Source organism: Pseudomonas arabinosi, from assembly GCF_047758675.1.
GTDB lineage: Bacteria > Pseudomonadota > Gammaproteobacteria > Pseudomonadales > Pseudomonadaceae > Aquipseudomonas > Aquipseudomonas arabinosi.
This window is the reverse complement of sequence record NZ_CP180480.1, coordinates 2,279,476-2,293,800: the sequence shown is the minus strand read 5'-3', so window position 1 is coordinate 2,293,800 and position 14,325 is coordinate 2,279,476. Positions and strand designations below refer to the sequence as shown.

The window sequence follows — 14,325 nt, the reverse complement described above, 5'->3', positions numbered from 1 at the left end:
CCCTTAAGAATACATAAGAACATCAATGCTCGGGCACTGTGTCGCAACACTTCAAAGCAGAGATCGATAAATCTCAGCATAGGATTTCGCCATCGAATCAGCTGAAAACACCTCTTCGAAACGCCGAGCAGCAGCCTCTCCCATCGAAGCAGCAACTGCTGGCTGATTCCAGAGCTGGTTCATAGCGCCTGCCAGCGCAACAGAATCGCGGGGAGGAACGACAAGCCCTGTCTCACCTGCGATGTTGATGTAAGTGGTGCCGGAGCCAATCTCACAAGAAATCATCGGCTTTCCGTACATCGCCCCCTCGAGCAGCGAAATACCGAAAGACTCGGACCTCAGATGCGACGGGAAAACGAACGCATAGCACAGCGTTAACAGGGCCGCTTTGTCTTCATCAGGCAAGCCACCGAGAAAATGTACATTCGTCAGCCCCAATTGATTCGCCTGGGCTTTGAGTTCCATCTCAAGGTGTCCGCCCCCCAGAATGACGACGGGCAGTTGAGTGGTTTTTGCAGCTTCAAGCAGATAGTCCAGTCCTTTGTAGTAGCGCAGAGCCCCCACAAACAGGAAAAAACGCTCCCCCAGACGAGCTCGCCAAAAATCCAGTTTTTCAGCAGAAGGCGTCGGGTAGGTTTGACGGTCAAGCCCATAGGGAACAACACGGACTTTGTCTTTGAAGCGCGTCAATACCGGACTGCTTTCAGCGTAGTTGGGTGATGAAGCAACGATACAGTCGACGCTAGACAGGAAGCGATTCATCAATGGCTGATAAAGCTTGAGGAGTGTCTTTTGCTTGACGATATCAGAGTGATAACTGACCACGGCGGGCTTGCGAATTCGACTGGCGAAATGCACAAGGTCCATGTAAGGCCACGGAAAGTGATAGTGAACAATGTCCGCTTTCTTCGCCAGTTCGGCAAAATCCTTGAACGCCGATAGCGAGAAACCGGTGGACGCTATGTGCAGGTCGAGTTTGGAGCGATGAGTCAGGTGGTGTCCAACCTGCTCATTACGCGCCGCGCCTCGCTTGCTGAGATAAAGCACTTCGGACTCAAAGCCGTGCTTAGTTCCACCTTCAGCAATCTGAAAGATGACCTGCTCAATACCACCCATGGTTTCCGGGTAGTACGTCTTGAAGAAGTGCAGAACCTTGATCATCGTCCTTTGACCACCTTCTGATAAACCTGAAGCGTTTCCATTGCGCAGCGCTCCCACGAAAATCTCGCGGCATGTAGCAAGCCTTGCTCAACGGCGCTGGAGCGCCACGCCTCATCCTCCAGACCTCGCTGGATGAGTCCAGTCAATGTCTCGGTGTCTTTGGCCTCGCACATCAGGGCCGCGTCACCGGCAACCTCTGGGAGTGATGAGCTGTTTGAACAAACAACCGGGACACCAGAACTCATGGCCTCCAGAACTGGCAATCCAAACCCTTCATATAATGAAGGGAAGGTAAAAAGACGAGCCCCGGCAAACAGCAGGGGTAGGTCTTCACTGGGTACAAAGCCGAGATAAAAGGCCCAGCCCTCACGCCGGGCACTTTCGAGCCGTTGGTGAATGCTTTCGTTGCGCCAGCCGTGATAGCCAGTCAACACCAAAGGCCAGCGCTTGCGGACTTCGATAGGCAGTCGGGAATAGGCGTCAAGCAACGTCTCGATATTCTTGCGAGGCTCGATAGTCCCGACAAACAGGCTGTAACCATCAACCGTAAGACCGTGGCGTGAAAGCGTGCTTCTGAGTTCATCCGCGCTACGAGGATGAAACTCGGCAGAACTGGCCAACGGCACCGTATGGATACGCTCAATAGGCCAGGAGAAGTACTCCGCCAACTCTTTGCGCGTGTACTCCGAGTCCGTAATCAGCGCATCCGCTCTTACCAGAGTGGCTTTAAGTTCTTTCTGCAAATAGCGCACAAGTTGCGGCGCATGGCAGTGAGACCAGGTGAACGGAGACAGATCGTGGAAGGTAGCAACACTGCGGCCAGCAAAGGGCGGCAGATAATAATTCGGGCTGTGGTAAAGAAAATCACCATGGCCTTTTAATGCGCGCTTCCTGAGCAATGGCATAAGCAGTCGATACGCTTCAACCGCCAGGAAGTTTTTCTGTACGGCTCGTTTCAGGCCGTATCCATTACCCGACTCCTCGGCAGCCGTGGGCAAGGCCGGCAAAAACCGCCGACCGGCAAAAAATTGCAGGTCGGTGATTTCCGGATTCTGCTGCAGTCGCAGCGCCAATTCGTAGGTGTAGCGACCAATACCGGTCAGCGGGAAGCGGACCGGTTCAACAGAAAGAATTAACTTCATTTATTCAGCCGTCAGCATCCAGCTAAGGGTTTCGCCCAGGGACGGTGTTGTCCAGCCAGGTACCAGCGCCCGCAATCTCGAGTTGTCCCCGCACAAGGTTTTCACCTCATTGGCTCGCACGAAGGCCGGATTCACTTCGACCTCGATATCATGCCCGGTGAAGCCTTTGCACATTTCGATGACTTCGCGAAGCGAATGGGTATTGCCAGAGCTGACATTGATAGTCTGCCCCAGTGGCTTCGCCTCGATAAGCCCTCGATAAGCCTTTATCAAAGCGCGAACATCGCTGAAATCACGCCAAACATCGAGATTACCCAATTCGATTTTTGGAGCCTTGCGACGAAAATGAGAAACAATTTTCGGCAACAGGAAGTTCTCTGCCTGACCGACACCTGTGTAGTTGAAAGGACGAGTGATGACGATAGGCAGCCGCTCATGCCAAAGGTTGGCCATGTACTCCATGGCCAACTTGCTAACGGCATAATCGTTGGCCGGTGCCGGCGTTGTGGTCTCCGACAGCAGGCCTCCCGAAGCGTTGCCATAGACATTGGCGCTGCTGGCGATCAGCACGCAGTCCAGCGATTTTCCACTGGCTTCAACAGCCTCCAGCAGATTACGCGTGCCTATCAAGTTGACCTGATAGAACGCGTCCGCTGCGCCGTGCCCGACAAACGCCAGTGCCGCGAGATGCACAACAACATCTGGCTGAATCTTTGCCAGCAACGTACGCAAACCTGGGCCATCCGCCAGGTCCACCTGGTGATAATTGCGTTGATCGGAAGGCTGACTGCCCATTCCGATGACCTCGTAGCCATGAGCCCGAAGTTCGTCCGCCATGTAACGACCGGTGAAGCCCTGAATCCCAGTGATCAGTGCACGTTTGCCAGCAATAGCCATCAGAACGAAAATCCTTGTTTATTTCGACGCAGATCCGCTTCGACCATCATGCGGCACAGCTCTTCCAGCGAAGTCTTCGGTTCCCAACCCAAAACTTCCTTGGCTTTGGCCGGGTTGCCGATCAACAACTCAACCTCGGTTGGGCGGTAGAATTTCGGGTTGATGGTGATCAGCACTTTACCGGTGGCAGCATCAGTACCTTGCTCGGCCTCGGCAGTACCCGACCACGAAATAGTGATATCAACAGCCTTGAACGCCATGGAGACGAAGTCACGGACGGTCTCGGTGCGGTTAGTCGCCAAAACGAAAGTATCCGGCTCATCGGCCTGCAGCATGCGCCACATCCCTTCGACGTATTCCTTGGCAAAACCCCAGTCGCGCTTGGCGTCGAGGTTGCCCAGTTCCATCTTGTCCAACAGACCCAGCTTGATCTTGGCAACGGAGTCAGTGATTTTACGGGTCACAAACTCACGGCCACGCAGTGGGGATTCGTGGTTGAACAAGATACCGCTGGTGGCAAAAATGCCATACGACTCACGATAGTTGATGGTCATCCAGTGAGCGTAGAGCTTGGCGACACCGTATGGGCTGCGCGGATAGAAAGGCGTGCTTTCGATCTGCGGGATAGCCTGCACCTTGCCGAACATCTCGGAAGTGGATGCCTGGTAGAAACGAACCTTCGGATTAACGATCCGAATCGCTTCGAGCAGGTTCACCGCACCGAGACCGGTGATCTCCGCGGTAGTGATCGGCTGCTCGAACGAAACACCCACGAAGCTCTGCGCCGCAAGGTTGTAGACCTCGGTGGCTTCGGTGGTTTGCAGCAGGCGGATGCTGGCCGACAGGTCGGTCAGATCGTATTCGACCAAATGCAGATTAGGGTTGGACTGAATGCCCAACTCTTCGATACGCCAGAAATTGACAGAACTGGTACGACGGTAGGTACCGTATACGGTGTACCCCTTCTCCAGCAGCAGTTCCGCCAGGTAGGCGCCGTCTTGACCAGTGATGCCAGTAACGATTGCTTTCATGCGAATCCTCTAAACTCCATTTGTATGCTGATGGGCAGATATTTTTTTAGATCAGTCCATGACTGCGCCTTGGCGCATCGGTCACGAAACACTGCTTGAGGTGGATCATACAGAACGCGGCGATTTCAGACGACTGATTGCGCTAAATTCAATGAAACCTTGGCTACCCAACAATCTCTTGGCAATGTAATCCGACCGCCCTTTTACCGCGACGAGCGCCCATCAAGCTAAAAACCAGCGCAATGGTGCTCAAAACTGCTCAAAAACGACCACAATTCAGAAAGGCGCCCTCACTCGGTCAACTCATCCTGACAGGCACCAAAAACACAGACCACCTCATGACTTTTGAGTCCCATGGCACGCTTTCAGGCGACTTAGGGCGTACTTTTTCTCTGATCAAGGGTAGAATCGGGCGGATACGGTGACTCTTACCCACCTGCGGATTAGTCTGGTTAAATGGAGTGTTCAGCCTAATGAACATCTATTGAATCGCTTGTTGATACTGAGGGAAAAATGTCGAATTCGGATGCAATCGCAATCGCAATCGCCGGTGAACTGCGCACTTTAAAAGCTGGCATCGCAACATCGATGCCGAACAATCCTGCGCTAGCTGGCTGGTCTGCCTACGCGCAGTGCGATGAAGACGGGATCATCCGAGAGTGCTTGAAGAGGATAAGCGCCAACTGCCCTCTGTCAAATACCTTCGTAGAAATAGGTTGCGCAGACGGACTTGAAAACAATTCTCACTTGCTACTCCTCGACGGCTATCGGGGTGTATGGGTAGACGGCTCTGGCGATAAAATATCCGACATCCACAAAGCTTTGGGGGGCACTACCTTTGAACACCTCTGGGCACTAGAAGCGATGGTATCGCTCGAAACGTCCTCCTCCATTGCAGGGCGAGCCCGATCGTTCCTAGGGGAAGAGTCAATTGATTTTTTCTCGCTTGATATCGACGGAAATGACTGGCACGTACTCGCCTCTTTCATAGAGCGTCTAAATCCCAAGCTGGTTTGCGTTGAATACAACGCAAAATTCCCGCCCCCCACTCGAGTTGTGATGCAGTATTCCGCCAACCACACGTGGAAAAACGATGACTTCTTCGGGGCTTCGCTCCAATCCTGGGTTGACGCGTTACGTGCTCACGGCTACTCATTGGTGTGTTGCAATCTGAGCGGCGCCAACGCTTTTTTTGTCAAAAACGAATTGCTATCTGGCTTTACTACTTATGAAGTAAGCGAACTGTATCAACCAGCACGCTATCACTTAGTAAATGCCGCGAAGGGGCATGCTCCATCGCTAAAATGGTCAGCTGAGGTCATAAATAATGCCCCCTCCGCTGCCGTGCGCTTTGTAACTACACACGCATTAAACAGCTCATTTCCCTTCGGAATTCACACTGGAACAGACCAATTTATATCCGGAGACCTCGCGCGGGATGGCGTGTGGGAACCTTTTGAAACTCAAGTATTCAGTCGACTCTGCAAACCGGGCGATAGTGTTCTAGATCTCGGAGCAAACATTGGTTGGTATTCGACAATTGCCGCAAAAATTCTAGGCGATAACGGCAGCATTCTTGCATTCGAACCCGACGAGACAAACGCGCGGGTACTTGAGATGAACTTGGCGATTTCAGACAAATTTAGTATTACTGAGGTTGTACGAGCAGCTGTGGCTGACAAAGAAACGAATGCTTTGTTTTACAAGTCAGACTTCAACCTCGGGGACCATCGTTTATTTTCAGACGGTTCTTCTCGAGAAGTAAACTCAGTACCTGTCACGACCCTTGACACTATTTTTAAGGGAAACAACATCAAGCTTCCTGACATTGTCAAATCAGATACTCAAGGCTCTGAAGCAAAGATCCTCAGAGGAGCTTCGACGTTATTCATTAACGGTTGGCGCCCAATCATGATTCTTGAGTTCTGGCCGTTTGGACTAAGCCAATCCGGAGATAACCCACTTGACCTGTGGGTGAAATTAGTGGACCTCGGATATTCCATCTATGAACTATCCGAGGCCACCCCAGTACTCAAACTGCTTACAAAAGAATTATTGAGTGAGCGCTTGAATGGTGACATCTCGCCAGCAGCTCAAGGCTTCATTAACCTTTGCTGCATCCCTGCCAACTCAGAACGACTCAGCCTGATTTCCGACCTAATATTATAAAAAATCACTGCCGCATGGCTTCGAGGGGATCCACCCTCGAAAGCCAGTTCAAGCTTGGTAGAAACTTAAAATTCACTTATGAAAAAAAACATTAAAAATGTATCACATGAAAAAGAAAGTACTGATAACAGGAGGCGCGGGCTTCATCGGATCTCACACTTATATCAATCTCGTGAGCGCCGGATATACCGCGGTTATTCTCGACAATCTATCGAATAGCAACCCTTGCATCCTCGACCGTCTAGAATCAATAACTAACACAAAACCAGAACTCATTATCGGCAATATAAACGACGCCGCCCTCCTGGAAGAAACTTTTTCGAAGCATAATTTTTCTGCCGTTATCCATTTTGCAGGGTTAAAAGCTGTGGGGGAGTCAGTAGAGAAGCCTCTTGACTACTACAACAATAATATTTCAGGCACGTTGTGCCTGTTAAGCGCCATGCAAAAAGCCAAGGTCAAAACACTGATTTTTTCTTCATCCGCAACTGTATACGGTAATGCAGAGTCATCCCCACTAAAAGAAAATCACCCTCGCAGCGCCACCAGTCCATACGGAAGAAGCAAATTAATCGTTGAAAACATCTTGGAGGATCTTTCATTTTCCGACCCAACTTGGAACATCGCATGCCTTCGATATTTTAACCCTGTCGGTGCCCATCCGAGCGGGCTTATTGGAGAGGATCCGAAAGGCACCCCCAACAATTTAATGCCGTATATCGCTCAGGTCGCAGTGGGAAGAAGAAGTTCATTAAGTGTATTTGGCGGAGACTACAACACCCCTGATGGAACGTGCCGCCGGGACTACATTCATGTCGTCGATCTTGCCGAAGGTCATGTTGCAGCGCTTAATTACTACAACTCAAACAGCGGGTTAATAACAGTAAACCTAGGCACGGGATCCGGTGTGAGTGTTTTGCAAGTAATTGAAAAATTCGAAGAAGCCTCTGGAGTCAAAATAAACTACAGCATCACTTCGCGCCGATCAGGCGATGTAGCAGAATGCTGGGCCGACCCCACTCTCGCCAAACAGAGACTAGGGTGGGTTGCACGTAGATCCATTGAAGACATGTGTAAAGACACATGGAACTGGCAATCAAAAAACCCAACGGGTCTTTCTGATCAACAATGAGTGACAGTATCTTATGAAAACACAACTAAGAAACTTAGCGCGTCGGATGACTACATGGCCAATTATCGGTCGTGCCGTGAGGATCGCAATTGCTGTTATTAGATCGCCCGAGACCCGCGAGGCCCTCAATCAGTTAAGCCAGGCCCAGCCTTCGATCGAGTCCATTAATCAGTTAAGCCAAGCCCAACCTTCGATCCTGGAGGCTTTGCAGGCCGTCCAAGCAAGGGATAACGACCGGGAAAACCTTGTCAAATCGGTACCCGTTGCACTTAGAATGCTCAAACAAGAGCTTAATGAACTGCAAATCAAACTAAGTCCTCAGACCATCCAAGCAAGGGATAACGAGCAGGATAACCTTATCAAATCGGCACCCGTGGTGCTTAGAATGCTCAAACAAGAGCTTAATGAACTGCAAATCAAACTAAGTCAAATTGATGAACTGCAAATCAAAGTAAGTCAGATTGATGACCTGCAAATTAAAACAAGTCAGATTGATGACCTGCAAATCAAAATAAGTCAGATTGATGAACTGCAAATCAGACAAAACCAGATTGAAGACGCATATAAAGCCAACGATATCAAGAGCCTGTGGGACTCCATAAATTACCTGATGGGGCGCGTTGAGTTTGTGCGACGCGAATTGATTTTTGAAATGCGTTATGGGGCCACATCCCCAATAGGCAACAAAGAACACCTAAAAGCAAAAACAGAAATCATCTCTACAGATAAATTCGAAAAAGCACGAAATAATGTAGTAAAGCTAAACCTCGGATGTGGCCACGTCGTTATTGATAGCTATTTAAACGTCGACCGCCGCGCCCTTCCCGGTGTTGACATTGTCGCCGAGGTTGAGGAGCTACCATTCAAACAAAATGAAGTAGATGAAATCTTTTCCGCCCATCTATTGGAGCACTTCCCCCAAGAACAACTCAGAAGAGAGTTACTACCTTATTGGGCAAGCCTAATTAAACCGGGGGGTATTTTCAGGGCTGTAGTTCCTGATGCAAACTCAATGATACATGCATACGCAGGCGGAACCTACCCCTACTCGTCGCTCAGAGAAGTAACCTTTGGGGCTCAAGACTATGATGGAGACTTCCACTTCAACATGTTTGTACCGGAGCAGCTTTCAGAACTCCTTGAAGAGGCAGGGTTAATAAATTTTGAGTTAGTTGTACAAGGCCGAAAAAACGGCGAGTGTTTCGAAATGGAAATCAAGGCAGTCAAGAAGTGAAAAAGATGAATAATAGTTCCCCTAGCAGCGTATCTATTGTAATTAACACATTAAATCGCGCCAACTTGCTAAAAAATACATTATCAAGTTTCGAATACTTGGATAATCAAAACTTTGAAGTTATCGTAGTTAATGGCCCTTCCACCGATGACACTGAAGAGCTACTTAAAAAGTGGGAAGGCAAAATAAAAATAGGTCGCTGCCCAGAGGCAAACCTTTCGATGTCTCGTAACATTGGCATTGCGATGGCCTCGGGTGATGTTGTGGCCTTCATTGACGATGACGCACTTCCAGAGCCTGAATGGCTAGATCAAATATTAGAAGGATATTACAGCGCAGAAGTCGCCGCAGTTGGTGGGAAAGTTTTCAATCACACAGGGTATGACTATCAGTACCAATATGCCAATGCGGACAGGCTAGGCCATGGCAAGTGGCAGATGACCAGCCCGTCGCCACACTATAACTACCCTTGGGCATATGAGTTTCCTTATTTGCAGGGTACAAACACATCCTTCCGCAGGACTGCTTTACTGGAAGTGGGGGGATTCGATGAAGAATTTATTTACTACCTGGATGAGACTGAAGTTTGCCTGAGACTTGTTGACCGTGGTTACGTTGTCAATCAACTCTCCAATGCTTACGTTCATCACAAGTATGCGCCTTCCCACATCCGCACCCAATCGGCGGCTGTGTACCGCTACCCCGTATTAAAATCGAAAGTTTATTTTTCGAACCTCCATGGTAAACCGTTTCACTCTCAAATAGAGATTGACGAAGATAATGAACGGTTTATGCAAAATCATCGAAATGATGTTTTGCACTGTATTGAAAATGGTCTTCTAACCACTAGCGACCTGATTAAATACGAAGAACATGCTGCTCAAGCGATGAAAGTTGGTAAGGAAGCTTCGTTTTTACCACCAAAGTTGATCACTAAAAACCTGCTTGAAACTCATGCAACACCATTTAAGAAATTTGTTCCGCTAAAGCCTGAGGGCATTCAGCAAACTATCGTACTCCTATGCGAAGACTACCCTCCGAATCTCCTGGGTGGTATTGCACGTTTCACCCAAGATAAGGCGTCTGAACTAGCCAAAATGGGCCATAAAGTGCATGTAATTGCGCGAAGTAACGCGCATAGTACAGTCGATTTTGAGGAAGGCGTCTGGGTACACCGAATTGCTGTCAGCCATCGAGCACTATCGCCTGCGGCAATCGCCTTAGAGGTGCCGCAGTCGCATTGGGATCAATCTGCTTGCTTCTTGGATGAAATTGATCGGATATCCACACACCAAAAAGTATCGATTGTTGAAGCTCCAATTTGGAATATCGCAGGCATTGCGACTTTGATTTCTGGTCGCTACTCCTTGATCACCAGTTTACAAACTACTCTTAAACTTTCACTGCCGTCTCGCCCTGATTTAACCGAAAACGCGGCGACAATGAAAAATTTTGTAGAGCCTATTGTCAACCTAGAAAAGTATCTCATAGAAAACAGCCCGAAAATCCTATCAATAAGCAAGGGGATTTCGGAAGAGATCGAACTTGCTTATAATATTAAAATTAGAAAAGAACGCCTTTTCATCTCACACCTTGGAATGCCTGATTGGAGAGGAGGGCTACCAAGTAGCGTTAGTGAAAATAACAGCGCCGTTTCGATCTTGTTTGTAGGACGGCTCGAAAAACGTAAAGGCATTGATGTTCTGCTAAACGCAATTCCTTCAATCGTGAAAAAATTTCCGGCCGCGACATTTAACATTGTCGGAGATGATTGTATTCCCAACAGCACTGGATCTACTTACCGAAAGGAGTTCGAAGAAGCTCACAAATCACTTTGCGGAAAAAATGTCTTTTTCCATGGAAAAGTTGATGAAACGACCCTACGCAATCACTATTCGGAGTGTGATATCTTTGTTGCTCCCTCTCGCTTTGAGTCTTTCGGGCTAATATACGTAGAAGCAATGATGTTCGGAAAACCTGTCATTGGATGCAGCGCTGGCGGCATTCCTGAGGTGGTAAGCGACAACGAAACTGGCCTATTGGCGCTTCCAGGAGACGAACCCTCCCTGACCAGCGCTCTCGTGAAGCTATTAGAACAACCGGAACAGCGCATTGTGCTGGGAAGCAATGGAAGACAACGGTACGAGAGTCATTTTTCTGCGAAAAAAATGGCGGCATCTTCGGTAGAGCTGTATCAGTCGCTTGTATCGGAGTGAGATAATCCAAATGTCGATCATCCCCACCTCTAATAGACTACAAGCTTTAGACCAGCTAAGAGCAATAGCGGTTCTGTGTGTGCTTCTTTCTCACTTCGGCATTGCTATAAATGGAAACTTAATCGCCATACAAAACAACTCTATAAACATAGGAACTATAGGGGTGTTTATATTTTTCTGCGTTAGTGGGTATGTTATTCCTTGGTCAATGCAATCAAAAGATAAATCTCAACCTACCACTGTTCGTTCATTTTGGGTAAGGCGTGTTTTGCGCCTTTATCCGATATATCTGGCAGCAGGAATAGTTGGGCTCGCATTCTTGGGGGATCGCCACGTAGCAGAAGTGGTGACAAAAGAGTTTGCTAATGCCCCCATTAGTTACTCGATCTCCTATATGACCATGACAACTTATTGGCAAGATACACCAACTATATTTCAGGGCTTGGAGTGGACATTGGCCTACGAGATGCTATTTTACTTAGCATGCAGTATATACATAGCATTCCAAAATAGACTTTCAAACAACACTTCCCTGATAACGTTGGTACTGTGCATTTGCGGATTGGTACTTGCGCCGGACCTCATCAATGACAAGAATGACATTCAGAAATTTTTTCTAATGTATTCATTCTTCCTCTTAGGTCTTCTAGCATTTCTATACAAGAACAGGAACATATCTAAACCCCTATTCTTAGCATTAACGTACTGCGTGATCATCACCATCCTCGCAAGAAACAGCCTGTGGTATTCTTACTGGGGCATTAATTATATGACCTTTGCATTTATCCCTGCACTATTCATATTTTATGCTATAGCTTTTGAGCGAGTAATTATACACTCCAAAGTACTCACAACCACCGGGGTTGTATCTTATTCAATTTATCTGACACATATCTTCATACCTCACAATATTCCACTCGCTGGTTTACCTCCTCTTTTAAGATTTACAGCATGGTTAACTATTGCGATACTCGTAGCCATACCTCTATATAGATTAATTGAACTCCCCTCGATTAATACAAGCAGAAACATTCTACGCAGGCTACCGGCATGAGCTCTAACTTCACCATAAAAACCTCTTTATTGCTGGGGTGGTCTCTCGCTAAAAGAGATCTAAAAAATCGATATGCAGGCTCCTATGCCGGTATGGCTTGGAATATTGGCGTACCACTTCTCTACTCCATTATTAACGTAGTCGTATTTTCCGTTCTAATGACCGGACGCATGGGTGAGCGTTACGGTGATATACCGTTCTCATTATTTTATTTTGTGCCGTTTTCATTATGGATCTTGTTTTCAGAAACAGTAGTACGAAGTACGGGTATTTTGCGTGAGTACAGTTATTTAATAAATAAAATAGCCTTCCCGTCCTGGATCCTTCCCTTAATACCTTTAGCTTCTGCATTGCTGAGTCAAGCAATTATACTAGCGCTCACAGCATGTCTAATGCTGTATTTTGGCATATCACTGGCCGGCTCCGCATACATGTATGTATTTATCTGGCTTATAGCGTTGATGTTCACCATCGGGGTCGCTTATGCGGTATCAGCCTTGGCCGTTTATGTCCCCGACTTGTCGCAGGCTATTCCGGTCTGTGTAACAATCCTGTTTTGGCTAACGCCAATACTCTACCCTGCGACACTGATAGAAAGTCACGGCGCATTTTGGATTAGAAACATCATAATGAACTACAACCCATTTTATTATCTTGTCGAACTATCTCGACATGCTATTTTTGGAAGCTCTTTGGTGTCATGGGTAACACTCGGAACTATGGGTGTAATTTCTATAGTAGTGTTAATAGTAGGGGCGTTGATTTTTAGAAAACTTCAGCCCGGCTTTGCTGATGTCATTTGATTAACGAGAACAGCATGAACAATACAGCAAATAGCCCTATTATCGAACTTAAAAACGTTTCCAAACGTTATTACACTTACGCTACACCTCACCATAGGCTTCTTGAAATACTATCAAGAGGCAAAAAAAGCTATGCTCATGAAACTCGAGCTTTGGATGACATATCATTCTCGCTTGAAAGAGGTGGCCGGCTAGGTATTGTTGGCGAAAATGGAAGTGGCAAAAGCACGCTTCTCAAGGTATTAGCAGGTGTGTTGACACCCACAAGCGGTAGCGTACAAGTAAATGGTCGAGTATCCGCACTGCTTGAGCTTGGAGCGGGATTTAACCCTGAACTACCGGGTCGTGAAAATATCCGTCAGTTTTGCATGCTTCACGGCATGCATAAAGATGAAATAGAAAGAGCACTACCCGACATAGTAAAATTTAGCGAACTAAAAGAAGCAATTGATCATCCAGTCAAAACCTACAGCAGTGGTATGGCTGTACGACTAGGCTTTGCCTGTGCAGTCTACGTTGAACCGGACATTTTAATTGTTGATGAGGCATTAAGCGTCGGCGATGCATATTTCCAGAACAAATGCCTGCACAAAATTCGAACAATGTTAGACAACGGCACATCATTTATCTATGTGACTCATGCCGCGGACTCTATACGCTCACTTTGCAATGAAGGACTTTGGTTAAACAAGGGGAAAGTTCAACTATACGGTTCGGCGTCCGATGTTGGTACGGCCTATCAAAGTGAAATATTCAGCCGCCTAGTTCGTGCGGGATTAGGCGAAGACAGCAATACTGAAGTATCCCCTAGCGAGCCAGTAAGCGACATTTCAAAAGCTGACACAATACTCGATAGCGCTCGAGTTTCCGCATTCGCCCAACGTGTTGAGGCGATGAGGACGGGTAGCGGCGAAATAAGAATTGATGATATCTGCGTCATAAATGCAGAGGGGGTCGACACCGACTCAATTGGTATTGATGAGCACGTTACCATTCGTGTTTTCTATCGGATCAAAAGCCCACCACCGCCTAAAAGCGTACTTAACGTGGGTATTACCGACAGTTCAGGTCGACAAATCTTGCATTTCAACCCAATGTACTCCGACATATATGCATCGGATGCACCTCCGCATGTTCCTCAAGTAATGGAATTTACATTCAAAAGTCCACTTTGCCCTGGGGAGTATGGTGTACAAGCAGGAATTGGCACATTAGACAACAACCCGACGAATCATGGTCAGTCCCTTGTCGAAAGCGTTATCGATTTTTGCCCCGGGGCTACGCGATTCAACGTTCGCTTCCCGGACAAATCTATAGGGCGCGATCTATGGGGAATAGTTCATGTCGACTATAAAGTATCGCTAAGGTCAATTGACTAGTTTCTACCAAAAGAAAAATGTGCTCTACACCTAACCAGGGGGAGCACATTGATTATGATGTGTCTTTCGAGAATCTAAACTTACAAATAAAACAATCAGACACTAAC

Annotated in this window: 11 protein-coding genes; 7 read left to right on the top strand and 4 right to left on the bottom strand. The window is 47.6% G+C overall.

What is annotated here, in order from left to right; genetic code table 11:
• Positions 1-51: 51 nt before the first annotated feature.
• Genes ACMXYJ_RS10700 through gmd form a run of 4 tightly spaced genes read right to left on the bottom strand, consistent with a single transcriptional unit; the run spans position 52 to position 4,231 of the window.
• Entirely contained in the window at positions 52-1,161 is a 1,110-nt protein-coding gene (locus ACMXYJ_RS10700) for a glycosyltransferase family 4 protein (protein WP_415759771.1), read from the bottom strand.
• A complete protein-coding gene (locus tag ACMXYJ_RS10695) occupies positions 1,158-2,303 on the bottom strand; it encodes a glycosyltransferase family 4 protein (RefSeq protein ID WP_415759770.1) in 1,146 nt (381 codons plus the stop codon). Before ACMXYJ_RS10695 ends, ACMXYJ_RS10700 begins: the two co-directional genes overlap by 4 nt.
• On the bottom strand, positions 2,304-3,200 hold the full coding sequence (locus ACMXYJ_RS10690; RefSeq protein ID WP_415759769.1) for a GDP-mannose 4,6-dehydratase: 897 nt from the start codon (positions 3,198-3,200) through the stop codon (positions 2,304-2,306). It abuts the gene before it with no gap.
• The gene (gmd, locus tag ACMXYJ_RS10685) at positions 3,200-4,231 is read right to left on the bottom strand and encodes a GDP-mannose 4,6-dehydratase (protein WP_415759768.1); all 1,032 of its coding nucleotides are present in this window, start codon (positions 4,229-4,231) and stop codon (positions 3,200-3,202) included. The genes ACMXYJ_RS10690 and gmd overlap by 1 nt, the downstream gene beginning before the upstream one ends.
• A gap of 513 nt (positions 4,232-4,744) precedes the next feature.
• On the opposite strand from gmd, the gene ACMXYJ_RS10680 reads away from it, so the two are divergent.
• From ACMXYJ_RS10680 to ACMXYJ_RS10650, 7 genes are all read left to right on the top strand, one after another.
• Positions 4,745-6,400, top strand: a complete 1,656-nt coding sequence (locus ACMXYJ_RS10680) for an FkbM family methyltransferase (protein WP_415759767.1) — start codon at positions 4,745-4,747, stop codon at positions 6,398-6,400.
• 106 nt (positions 6,401-6,506) lie between these two features.
• Positions 6,507-7,532: a UDP-glucose 4-epimerase GalE gene (galE, locus tag ACMXYJ_RS10675; protein ID WP_415759766.1), complete on the top strand. Its 1,026-nt coding sequence runs from the start codon at positions 6,507-6,509 to the stop codon at positions 7,530-7,532.
• A gap of 13 nt (positions 7,533-7,545) precedes the next feature.
• Entirely contained in the window at positions 7,546-8,766 is a 1,221-nt protein-coding gene (locus tag ACMXYJ_RS10670) for a methyltransferase domain-containing protein (RefSeq protein WP_415759765.1), read from the top strand.
• A 5-nt stretch (positions 8,767-8,771) separates the two neighbouring features.
• Positions 8,772-10,982, top strand: a complete 2,211-nt coding sequence (locus tag ACMXYJ_RS10665; protein WP_415760706.1) for a glycosyltransferase — start codon at positions 8,772-8,774, stop codon at positions 10,980-10,982.
• 10 nt (positions 10,983-10,992) lie between these two features.
• Positions 10,993-12,036: an acyltransferase family protein gene (locus tag ACMXYJ_RS10660; protein ID WP_415759764.1), complete on the top strand. Its 1,044-nt coding sequence runs from the start codon at positions 10,993-10,995 to the stop codon at positions 12,034-12,036.
• A complete protein-coding gene (locus tag ACMXYJ_RS10655; RefSeq protein WP_415759763.1) occupies positions 12,033-12,839 on the top strand; it encodes an ABC transporter permease in 807 nt (268 codons plus the stop codon). The genes ACMXYJ_RS10660 and ACMXYJ_RS10655 overlap by 4 nt, the downstream gene beginning before the upstream one ends.
• Positions 12,840-12,853: 14 nt before the next feature.
• Positions 12,854-14,218 carry an ABC transporter ATP-binding protein gene (locus ACMXYJ_RS10650; protein ID WP_415759762.1) on the top strand — a complete coding sequence of 455 codons (1,365 nt, stop codon included), beginning with the start codon at positions 12,854-12,856 and terminating at the stop codon, positions 14,216-14,218.
• Positions 14,219-14,325 lie beyond the last annotated feature (107 nt).

Coding starts and splice junctions, on each gene's coding strand:
- ACMXYJ_RS10700 (WP_415759771.1), bottom strand. CDS start 1,161: ATGATCAAGGTTCTGCACTTCTTCAAGACGTACTACCCGGAAACCATG.
- ACMXYJ_RS10695 (WP_415759770.1), bottom strand. CDS start 2,303: ATGAAGTTAATTCTTTCTGTTGAACCGGTCCGCTTCCCGCTGACCGGT.
- ACMXYJ_RS10690 (WP_415759769.1), bottom strand. CDS start 3,200: ATGGCTATTGCTGGCAAACGTGCACTGATCACTGGGATTCAGGGCTTC.
- gmd (WP_415759768.1), bottom strand. CDS start 4,231: ATGAAAGCAATCGTTACTGGCATCACTGGTCAAGACGGCGCCTACCTG.
- ACMXYJ_RS10680 (WP_415759767.1), top strand. CDS start 4,745: ATGTCGAATTCGGATGCAATCGCAATCGCAATCGCCGGTGAACTGCGC.
- galE (WP_415759766.1), top strand. CDS start 6,507: ATGAAAAAGAAAGTACTGATAACAGGAGGCGCGGGCTTCATCGGATCT.
- ACMXYJ_RS10670 (WP_415759765.1), top strand. CDS start 7,546: ATGAAAACACAACTAAGAAACTTAGCGCGTCGGATGACTACATGGCCA.
- ACMXYJ_RS10665 (WP_415760706.1), top strand. CDS start 8,772: ATGAATAATAGTTCCCCTAGCAGCGTATCTATTGTAATTAACACATTA.
- ACMXYJ_RS10660 (WP_415759764.1), top strand. CDS start 10,993: ATGTCGATCATCCCCACCTCTAATAGACTACAAGCTTTAGACCAGCTA.
- ACMXYJ_RS10655 (WP_415759763.1), top strand. CDS start 12,033: ATGAGCTCTAACTTCACCATAAAAACCTCTTTATTGCTGGGGTGGTCT.
- ACMXYJ_RS10650 (WP_415759762.1), top strand. CDS start 12,854: ATGAACAATACAGCAAATAGCCCTATTATCGAACTTAAAAACGTTTCC.